This is a genomic window from Paenibacillus sp. LT-B23, from assembly GCF_059417685.1.
The window spans coordinates 23,457-33,499 of record NZ_JBSQBM010000037.1 but is presented as its reverse complement, the minus strand read 5'-3'; the positions used below and the strand labels follow the sequence as shown (position 1 = coordinate 33,499).

The following is a 10,043-nucleotide window of genomic DNA, read 5'->3' as shown; positions in this document are numbered from 1 at the left end:
CAATTACAAATGCAAAGCTTGACTGCAAATCAACTACGTGAAGCCGTAGATCATGTGTTAAGTCTCTCATCTTTCAAGAACTCTGTCGCAAATATTAGGGAATCCTTTCAAAAATCAGGTGGGTATCATCAAGCTGTTGATGAGATTTTCGAATTTAAAAGTCAATATCATATCTAAATGAATCCATTTCATAATACCCTCAGTAGCTTTAATAAAGAGTGCATATAGATCAAAATGGTTTAGTTTGTCTATATGTAGTATACATTTCGTTGGCTTATCATTTATGAAATGGATTCAAATATAAAATTTTTTAATAAAAAATGATGCTGATATACACCGCTCATCAAACCAATTTCCGAATCTTCATCCTGTGATATAATTCTCTCAATATCATAGTTTGGAAGGATGGTGCAGATGTCGGAGCAGCAAGTATACGTCCGGTTCTCTGAAGTGGCGGACGTCGCAGAATTGACAGCAATGTACAAGCGTAATCGGGAGTTCTTTGATAAGTTTTCGCCAAACAACCTAGAGGAGCACTATACAGAGGAGCACCAACTCCAGAAGATTATTAAGAGCAAGGCCGACATGATGGAGGATCGGAGATATTCCTTCGTGGTATGCCACAAGGAGGACGACCGGATTATAGGTAGCATAGATCTATCTTTTGTGGTGAGGGGACCGCTTCAGAGCTGTATGATCGGATACAGCCTAGACCAAGCTTATAACGGCAAGGGCTATACGACGGAGGCGGTGAAGCAGGTGGTTCGCTACGCTTTCGATGAGCTAAAGTTTCATCGGATCGTCGGGGAAGCCTCTCCTCGGAATCCAGGATCAATCCGTGTGCTTGAGAAGGCTGGCTTTCACAAAGAAGGCATCTCTCGAAGCAACGTAAAGATCAACGGAGAGTGGGAGGATCATCAGGTTCTGGCGATTATAAATCCGTCAGAGGATATCTAGTTTCCCAAAGTGATAATAAACGATGATTTATGGCTCAACTAACGGGATACGCTAGTTGATTGTTTAAAACCTCTCATTAGGAGCAATATTGATTAAATGCTCATATTGTGAGGTTTTATTTTATTTGGGGATTATTTTGTCTCGACAAACTCTTCTTTAACTTTGAATGATTCCATAAATGGATCTTCCCCATAAAGCTTGTTTAAATGCTGCACATGAGCTATGCCCCAATCACCCATCGCTTACAAGGTGAGGGTTCATTTTCTTCCCATATTCTGTGATGGGAAATTCGCCTTTTGGAGGGATTTGAGTCTTAAGTTCTCATTCATTCATTCATGGTCCCTGTTAGAGCAAAAATAAAAAGAGTAACAAATTAAACAGTCCAGGGGTTACATGAGAGAGATATATTTATTATTTATGGAAATTCCAAATGCTTTGCCGAAAATGTATTTGCAGTAGACAACCAAATTGAACGTATTGAAGATAGCGAACAAAAAATTACATTCCAATTATCAGATGAGGTGAAACAACGTAGAAGCTTGTGGTTAAGCTATAATTCAAGATTTGACGAGCTTCACACGATATCGTTAGAGTGTATAAAAAGGAGTTGCTTTTGATACGATGAGGATGCCAGATGAATATTCGGTTTCATCGGCTTCAAATAACTTTTTTATCAATACGAAAAATAGGCAACAAAACATGTTCCAAAAATCACTTTCCTTCAATCTCTGTTTTATATGAGAGGAATCGGTTATGATGGAAATAGTAACAGGGATTTTAGTAGATTTTAGGAGAGCGGTGCGATATGAGAAAGGAAACGGGTTTTAACGAAATTATTCGAAAAGTGCGAAAAGAGCTATTCGGAAAAGGCCCAGAACGCATACATACGACCTTTGTAGATAATATGGCCATCACGATGCTGTACGGTAATTTAACTCCTTCTGAAAAGTTTCTCGCACAAGAGGTTGCCGGGAAAGAGATGGTGCATGCAGCCCGAACCAAAATGGTGCAAAAAATCTATCCCGTACAGTTCAACAAAGAACTGGAGGATTACATGGATTCCCGGCTGCTTCACCTCTTTTCAGATATAAAAGTGGAAGAAGATATAGCCATCTCCGTTTTTGTATTTGAGGATACGATTGTTGCAAAATAAGATGAAGGGGAGACAATCTATATGTGATTTCTTCTCCGATATTGATATTGGGACCATTGGTACAGAATAAAGCATCCGACACAAAAGCCCAGAATAGCCACCAATGCCGCCACCAGCACCATCGCTGAGAACACATAAGCAACAATACTCCATTGGAATGTAAATCCTGCCAGAGCCACCAGCAGAAAAAAGACGGCAAGGATCTGATTAAATCTTTGCTGTCCCCGGTCCTCCTGCACATATGAGGATGGGCTTTTCTTTAAAAATAGCTTGGCTACCCGCATCACCGGATTGAAGTTGAATAGCACACCGAGCAACCCCGCAACCAGTGGAATAGCTAACACCCCATACGCCCCTGTAATCCAGGTAAAGACCACAGATAGCACAATCACCCATTGATTAGTCCTGACCAACGGACGGGGAATCGAGGCTGGAACTTGACTCATATATATCATCCTTTTCACATCGGAATAAAATAGTTGAGATCATTATAACGTAATGGTTGGGGAATAGATAGCTGAAAAATGGTTTGTATGATCATTACTATAGACCCATTACCAAAGACATGGTAGAGTTTTGGTATATATTCGGTAAAGGGGTCAGTTTATGAAAAAGGTATTTTTATGTTTATGCGTAGCAGGAGTCGTTCTATCGGGCTGTACTACTTCCAAGAGCGGTACCACAAGTACAGAGAGTGCTACAAGTTCAAATGCATCAGGAGGCTCTGCCAGTTCAACTGTACATGAGACGGTAGCGACTGAAAATAAGGGATATCAAGGTGAAATTTCATTTCGCAACGTAGGCTGGGGGATGAGTAAAGAGCAAGTAAAGGCATCTGAAGATATGAAGGTTGAGGAAGAAGATCATGAGTCGATTGCCTATTATTCCAAGATATTGGGACTGGAAAGCGGACTCATGTACTTTTTTGTGGATGATCAATTGGTTCGTGCAGGTTATTTAGTTACAGAAAAACATACGAATAAGAATGATTATATTGAAAATTATAATGACTTAAAAAAGAGCCTAACGGAGAAATACGGCAAGCCTAGCAGTGATGATACCCTTTGGAAGGGAGAGTTATACAAAGATACACCAAGCCAATGGGGAATGGCTGTAGCGACAGGTGAATTGCATTATCAGGCAGCATGGGAGATAGAAGATACAGAAATTTTGCTTGATTTACAAGGTGATAATTTCGAGCCCCAACTGAGTCTATTGTATGACAGCAAGGAACTACAGCATTTGAGTGAGCAACAAAAGGATCAGGAATTGAAAAAGAATTTATAACAGAACAAGGCATGGGTTTCATAGACTTGAGTGCGAACCCCAAGTGCACATGAAATCCCCGGAATATTCGCACCCCGCGCCAGATAAGGGATTCAGCGATTTTGAGGTGTAGTTTTTAACATTTATTGGTGAGTTAAAACGAGATTTGCGAAAAATCGTTTACAAAGCCTAGCTGGGTAAGGCTTTGTAACGTGTGCTGTCGCTCCTTATATGGGAGCGTGGATTGAAACCCCCAATGCGTCACAGGCACGTCATATCCTCTGTGTTGTCGCTCCTTATGTAGGAGCGTGGATTGAAACCCCAATATCTTAGAAAACTGTTCATCGGTCTGTATAGTCGCTCCCTATATGGGAGCATACATTGAAACCAGGCAGAGAGCTGGCGACCCATCACTCTCTACACGAGAGTGATACAACAACCGATAATTGTTCTTAGTTCTTGTTAAAAAAATGAAATAATCCAAAAGCACCGAAGGTTCTCATGAAACGGGACTTGGGTGCTTTTTGTAATTTAGGTTAGCAAAATCCTCCATAATGGTAGATAACGGAAGTGAAAAGAATGTAGAATCATGGAAAAGAATCCTGTAAAAATTTCCATCATAGAGTATAATGTTCTATAAAAGAGATACTTTTAGCCTATTGATAGTCTTCTTATACTGATAACTGGTTCATTAAAACTATGTAATAAGTCATGATGTGAGGTGAGTGTATGAACTACAAAAATCGCATTTTACCGCCTGAACTGAACGATGTAAAAGAAAAATTAAAAAGCGGCAGAAAACAAACAAAAGAAAATAAGCACTACGAAATCAAGATTGTCACCCCTATGTTTGGAGGGAGCAGCGAACCGGGGAAAGTGGATGAAGCATTTCCCGTTCGGAGTTCTTCGATTCGGGGACATTTGCGCTTTTGGTGGCGTGCCACACGGGGAGCAGCATTTGAGGATGTGAATGAGTTACGCAGGCATGAGGTTGCCATTTTTGGTGATACTCATTCGCCCAGCAGAGTGAAAATTTGGGTGGAAAGTAGCCATAAACCGGAAATTACGGAGGCAAGGGAAATAAATAAGAATAAACAGGTTCGGCCTGGGCAAGGACCTGCTTATCGCTTTAAAAACTTTCTCCCGCCCTATGCCGTTTTTCCATACACTAGCAACAATAAAATAAGAACATTGAGGAAGTTTACCTTTACTCTGCATGTTCAATATAGCGACTACATTCCCACAGCTAAAGATAAAGTTCAAGACAATCTGTTTCCAGATATAGAAGCATTAAAAAAAGAAGTTGAAGCAGCTTTGTGGGCATGGATTAATTTTGGTGGTATCGGGAATCGAACACGCCGAGGCTGTGGGAGCCTGTTTTGTGAGGATTTTTCACCAAAGCTAGGAGAGAATTATGTTAGCTATAAAGATTGGTATGAAAAAAAGCAAATAGATTATGGATTAAAACTCTATTCTTATAAAGAAAGAGAAAAATGGAAACAAGAGTGGCCTACGTTGCCTAAAGAAATTCACATCCAAACTTATGATAGAGATTTGTCTCTCGCCTGGAAAACGGTCATTGAGATTTACAAAAATTTCAGAGCATTCAAAGCTGGACATAAACGAAGTATGTGGCCAGAAGCAGATTCATTGCGACGCATAACCGGAATGGCAGAAGGTCTACATAAAGATCCACTGCCCATAGATAAAGGCGAATGTATCGCTTTTCCTCGCGCTGAAATGGGATTGCCTATTATTTTTGAATTTAAGCAAGATTTTAAATTAAAGGCCATGACTTCTGACAAACGGGAGCCTTATAAGACTCAGCTAATACCAAAGGGAAAAAATAGGCTCGCCTCGCCACTTATTACAAAGGCATTGGCAATCAGTGAGTGCAAGGGAGTCGGTGTCATTGTCAGATTAAATCACCCCGAGCTGGAAAAGCTTGAGCTACAAATGGTTCCAGAGAAAGACCGGAAACCTTCAAAACATGAACAGGAAGTAAAGGATCGTATCAAGCAATACAACATTACCCAAAAAGACATTTATAAAGAGCTTACGTATTCTGATAGTCCTATGAATATGGGGGATAAAAAGAAGCCTTTCACTTCAGCAATAGAGGCTTTTTTAGAGGGGGAGGAAGTCAAAAAATGGAAGATTCATCAAGAACCAGAAAAGAAACCGTACCAGGGCAGCCGGAACGGACAGAACAAGTCCCGCAACAATCACAACAATTACAACAACCGACGCAATACTTAATGCTCTTCTCTATCGGTCCCGTGCAGGAATTTATTGCACAGGCTCGCAAAACCCGCGACCTATGGTTCGGGTCCTATGTGTTGTCCGAGATTAGCAAGAAAGCCGCTAGGGAGTTGTCAGAGGCACATAAGGCACAAATGATTTTTCCTTATCTGAGTCAGAATATGACTGAGGCTGAGCTGGATGATCTCAAGGTTGCCAATAAGGTACAGGCTATTGTGACTACGGATAACCCGCGACAGGTGGCACTGGATGTGAAGCGTGCAGTGACATTCAAATGGCTGGATTATGCCAATGAAGCGAAAAAAAGACTGGGTGACAGTATTATTGGACCGATGTGGGAACGACAAGTGAAGGATCTGGTTGAATTTTTTGCTGTATGGTCTGTGTTGGAGGGCAAATACGAGGATGTGCTTAAGCAGACGGAGCAGCTTATGGCTGCCCGAAAAACCCTGCGTGATTATCGTCCTAATGAACCTGCCAACCTCTTTGGTGATGCCAAGTCCAGCCTGGATGGGGGACGAGAGTCTGTGCTGAAATCGGGAAAATACGCTTCTTATGCCGGGTTTGGTATCAAACCGAATGAAAAGCTCGATGCAATTTCTCTCGTGAAGCGTTTGTCACGTTTTATCGGGAACGAGAGAGAATTCAAATCTGTATGTGATGTAGCTTTTCGTCAATTTGAGGATGAGGTCAGGAAACCGGAAAATCTAAAGATGAAAGACAAAGTGGATTTTTTTTACCGGGATATAAGAGAACACTTAAAAGAACATGTGGACATATCCAAAATGGCAGATGGTAAAGCGGACACTTACGACTCGCGTTTGTTTTACCCCAACAGGGTGGAAGAGGCGATCATGGAGTTGATGACGGAGCAACAGGCATCTACTCAGTTATTCAAGGAATGGCCAGACAAGATGACACGGATAATTACCAGAAAATTGGATGTTTTATATGATGAAATAAAAAAAAGCCCGACCTCCTATTATGCTTTGATTGTAGGGGATGGGGATCATATGGGTAATTGCTTGCGTGGCATGAGGACTGTGGAAGAGCATCAGAAATTCACGGAGCAGCTCTCCAGGTTTGCGTCACAAGTCGATAACATTGTCACTCAACATTGCGCGGGCCAGATGATTTACAGCGGTGGTGATGATGTCATGGCGTTACTCCCACTTAATTATTGTTTGGATGCTGCTGGAAAAATACAAGAGGAATTTATCCATAATATGAAGCAAGCTGTTTCCGATGGGATAAGGCTGCCTACGTTTTCGGTGGGAATTGCCATTGTACATATGATGGAGCCATTGGAAGAGTCGCTGCAACTGGCACGGGCAACAGAAGCTTTGGCAAAGGTACGCCGTAATTCATTGGCTATTTATTTTCAAAAGAGAAGCGGTAGTGAGGAAATGAAGGTGAGCCTTCCCTTTGGCGATCAGCCGGTGGAGACGATCAACGAGATGAAGGCACTATATAAGTCAGGCTATATTTCGTCAGGATTTGCCTACGCCTTGAGACAGCTTCATACGGAGTATGGGAATTTACAAGCTCATAAGACTGTGCCACAAGAAGGCTTGGGTGAATTGCTACTACAAGAAGTACGGCGGCTGATCATAAAGAAGAAGCCCGCACATATATCCAAGGACAATATGATACAAAAAGTATTATCCTTATTTACCGGATTAGAGGAGACAGGGGGAGAATCCCACTTTGATCCGCTTGCGCTACTGCATCGGCTGGCAGAACAATGCGTGATTGCAATAACTTTGGAGAAAGTGGGTGGAACCGATGGAACGCAGCATACAGATTCAGCCTCTTGATCCGCTGATGATTCGGGACGGAAGGCCGTTCGGCGCTATGCCCGGCGCCCGGGCACATAGCTTGAATACCGTAACGCCAGGGGTGATAGCCGGAACCTTGCGTACTTTGATGCGCCAACAATGCTCACAATATTCGACTTTGGCAAAGGTGGATGTGCGTGGCCCGATATATATGTTGGAAGACAGGCTTTTTTACCCCATGCCGCATGATCTGGACCTATATGAACCAGAGTCGGATCATGGGGCAGATCGGGACAAAAAAGGAAGTATTAGTGTCCATGTGCGAAGACCTTGCCAGCCTCCGAAAGAACAAGAACAGGTCAAGCAAGGCTTCCTTGGAACTGGCAACACCGGATTGCATGAGGACAAGCTGTGGCCGATTGGGATGACGCAGAACATTAAAAAAAACCTAAAATCCGCTCCCGCCTACGTCTCGGAGGAATGGATGATTCGGTGGCTCTGCGATGAGGTTTCACCACAGGAATGGTCGGATGCCATTGGGCAATGGCGGAATCAGCAGACAGAGAAGAAGAAAAAAACGTCCTCCTCAGAACATTTCATCGCACCCTTTGCCCGTGAGGTACGCACGCATACGGCGATCCAGCCGAATACGTGTACAGCCATGGATAAGGCTTTATTTTCTACGGAATCGCTGGTGCTTCCACCCGACCTGTCGCTTGTCGCCCATGTGAAGATACCGGAGGAATTGAACTGGACAGGCAAGATCAACGGTCTTCATTCCTTGGGAGGGAAACGGAGGCTGGCACATTTTCAGGAAATTGAGGATTCGCAAAAGCAAAGTGATATCTGGACATGTCCGGAAAAGGTATTGCAAGCAGTAGCCACTCATCCCAAATATGTGCGTATGGTGTTGACCACTCCCGCCTATTTCTCCAAGGGCTGGCTACCAGGCTGGTTAAATGAGGAATTGGAATCGACCGAAAAGCTCGACCATAAACTACCCATCAAGCTCAAGCTGCGCTGGGCATGTGTCCCCCGTTGGCAGGCCGTTTCGGGCTGGAGCTACGGTAAGAATAAAGCTAAAGCCGTACGTCGTATGGCTCCGGCAGGCAGTGTCTATTTTTTTGAAGTCATGGAGGGCGATCCAGTAGAATTGGTTCGCAGCAAATGGCTTGCGTCCATGTCTGATGAAGATCGTCGACATGCATTTTTTGACAAGCAAGATGGTTACGGACTGGCAACGTGGGGGATATGGACTCCAATGGAATCAATGAGGGGGATGGAAAATGGGAACTGACAGTCGAATGTATATGGTGCATTGTATGGCTCCGGTGCATGTGGGTGCAGGACAGGGCGTGGGCATCGTCGATATGCCGATGATGAGAGAAAAAGTAACAGAATGGCCTTATTTGCCAGGCTCCAGCATTAAGGGAGTGCATCGGGATTTTTTCAGCAATGGAAACCACAAGCAGTCAGATAAGTGGCTGGATGTTGCTTTTGGTAAGGGAAGTAGTCGGAGCGCAGATGATGCTGAGGGCGCAGATGAGGGGAATGCGGGAGCGTTGGTGATGACGGATGCCAGAATTTTGGCTTTTCCAATCGCCAGTCACTATGGTACTTTCGCATATATCACTTGCCCACTCGTGCTGAAACGGTTCAAACGAGATATAGAAGCAGCCGCTATAGCCATGCCTGAATTGAATGTATCCAAGCTGTCGGAGCTGGTGCAACCAAAGCAGGATCAGGATCAGTCCGTAGTTCATTCCCTGAGTCAACTGAGGAAGCGGGATCATGCAACGGGTAAAGACAAGCTGTATATTGACGAATTTGTCAATGAAGCAGTAGAGGACCCTGCCTTCACAGCTTGGGTGGATTGGCTGGCGAAGCAGTTATTTGCCGATGATCATATTTCTCAGTCCATGCTAACCGAGCGGATCGCGCTCGTATCCGATGAAGCTTTTCAGTATTTTGTAACGATGTGCAGCGAGATTGTACCCCGTATCCGCATTGATCAAAATGTAAAAATCGTTGCAGATGGTGCATTGTGGAATGAGGAATATTTACCGACAGAATCCATCTTGTATGGACTAATCTGGTCCGATCCGGCTCTCGGTCAACAGCATAACATGAATGGGCGCAAGCTATTGGATGAATTGCCACAGAAGACGTACCTGCAAATTGGAGGAAATGCCACCGTAGGCAAGGGGAGAATCCGGTGTAGCTATGTCAAAGGGGGAGCGCTATGAAATCGGTAGCCCATACATATGCCGAAAAAGCACTCCATAGTATCCGGCAGATTGAATCCAGTAGTAACGACAAGGAATATGGTCGGCTGTGCCAGTTATTTCCTTCGATGCTGCTGGTGAACGGACTGCGATTGACGGTTGCCTTTTTTGAAAGTAAAGCAGGCAATGACCCGTCTTCTAATCATGGGCGTTATCTTAGCGATATGGAGGCAGCATTGGGAATCTCCAGTTGGGAAAAAGAACTTTCTTCTCCCCACATGACGGAGTACCGTGATTTGTCCCAAAGAACGCTCAAGGCAGCCGTCTGGTTTAAACGATATGCGGAGGCCATTCTCCGAGTAGAAGCGTCGGATAGTATGGATACATGATGAAGGGGGGAAT

Annotated in this window: 9 protein-coding genes and 1 pseudogene; 9 read left to right on the top strand and 1 reads right to left on the bottom strand. The window is 43.8% G+C overall.

The features are described 5' to 3' along the window. From ACWXW9_RS27865 to ACWXW9_RS27855, 3 genes and pseudogenes are all read left to right on the top strand, one after another. Positions 1-177: pseudogene (locus ACWXW9_RS27865) on the top strand (macrolide family glycosyltransferase); the annotation flags it as partial. Between the two features lie 237 nt (positions 178-414). Then, entirely contained in the window at positions 415-957 is a 543-nt protein-coding gene (locus ACWXW9_RS27860; protein WP_494932034.1) for a GNAT family N-acetyltransferase, read from the top strand. A gap of 805 nt (positions 958-1,762) precedes the next feature. After that, on the top strand, positions 1,763-2,110 hold the full coding sequence (locus ACWXW9_RS27855; protein ID WP_044647337.1) for a Na-translocating system protein MpsC family protein: 348 nt from the start codon (positions 1,763-1,765) through the stop codon (positions 2,108-2,110). Between the two features lie 17 nt (positions 2,111-2,127). Here ACWXW9_RS27855 and ACWXW9_RS27850 read toward each other — a convergent pair whose 3' ends face one another. Next, positions 2,128-2,556, bottom strand: coding sequence for a DUF4395 domain-containing protein (locus ACWXW9_RS27850; protein WP_494932033.1), 429 nt, complete (start codon positions 2,554-2,556; stop codon positions 2,128-2,130). A 160-nt stretch (positions 2,557-2,716) separates the two neighbouring features. On the opposite strand from ACWXW9_RS27850, the gene ACWXW9_RS27845 reads away from it, so the two are divergent. From ACWXW9_RS27845 to cmr5, 6 genes are all read left to right on the top strand, one after another. Beyond that, positions 2,717-3,397, top strand: a complete 681-nt coding sequence (locus tag ACWXW9_RS27845) for a hypothetical protein (protein ID WP_494932032.1) — start codon at positions 2,717-2,719, stop codon at positions 3,395-3,397. Positions 3,398-4,105: 708 nt separating this feature from the next. Next, the gene (gene cmr1 / locus ACWXW9_RS27840) at positions 4,106-5,635 is read left to right on the top strand and encodes a type III-B CRISPR module RAMP protein Cmr1 (protein WP_494932031.1); all 1,530 of its coding nucleotides are present in this window, start codon (positions 4,106-4,108) and stop codon (positions 5,633-5,635) included. Then, a complete protein-coding gene (gene cas10 / locus ACWXW9_RS27835; protein WP_494932030.1) occupies positions 5,527-7,455 on the top strand; it encodes a type III-B CRISPR-associated protein Cas10/Cmr2 in 1,929 nt (642 codons plus the stop codon). Before cmr1 ends, cas10 begins: the two co-directional genes overlap by 109 nt. Beyond that, complete coding sequence (gene cmr3 / locus ACWXW9_RS27830) at positions 7,424-8,713, top strand: type III-B CRISPR module-associated protein Cmr3 (protein WP_494932029.1); 1,290 nt, start codon at positions 7,424-7,426, stop codon at positions 8,711-8,713. Before cas10 ends, cmr3 begins: the two co-directional genes overlap by 32 nt. Next, positions 8,703-9,662 carry a type III-B CRISPR module RAMP protein Cmr4 gene (cmr4, locus tag ACWXW9_RS27825; protein WP_494932028.1) on the top strand — a complete coding sequence of 320 codons (960 nt, stop codon included), beginning with the start codon at positions 8,703-8,705 and terminating at the stop codon, positions 9,660-9,662. The genes cmr3 and cmr4 overlap by 11 nt, the downstream gene beginning before the upstream one ends. Then, positions 9,659-10,030 carry a type III-B CRISPR module-associated protein Cmr5 gene (cmr5, locus tag ACWXW9_RS27820; protein WP_494932027.1) on the top strand — a complete coding sequence of 124 codons (372 nt, stop codon included), beginning with the start codon at positions 9,659-9,661 and terminating at the stop codon, positions 10,028-10,030. Before cmr4 ends, cmr5 begins: the two co-directional genes overlap by 4 nt. Positions 10,031-10,043 lie beyond the last annotated feature (13 nt).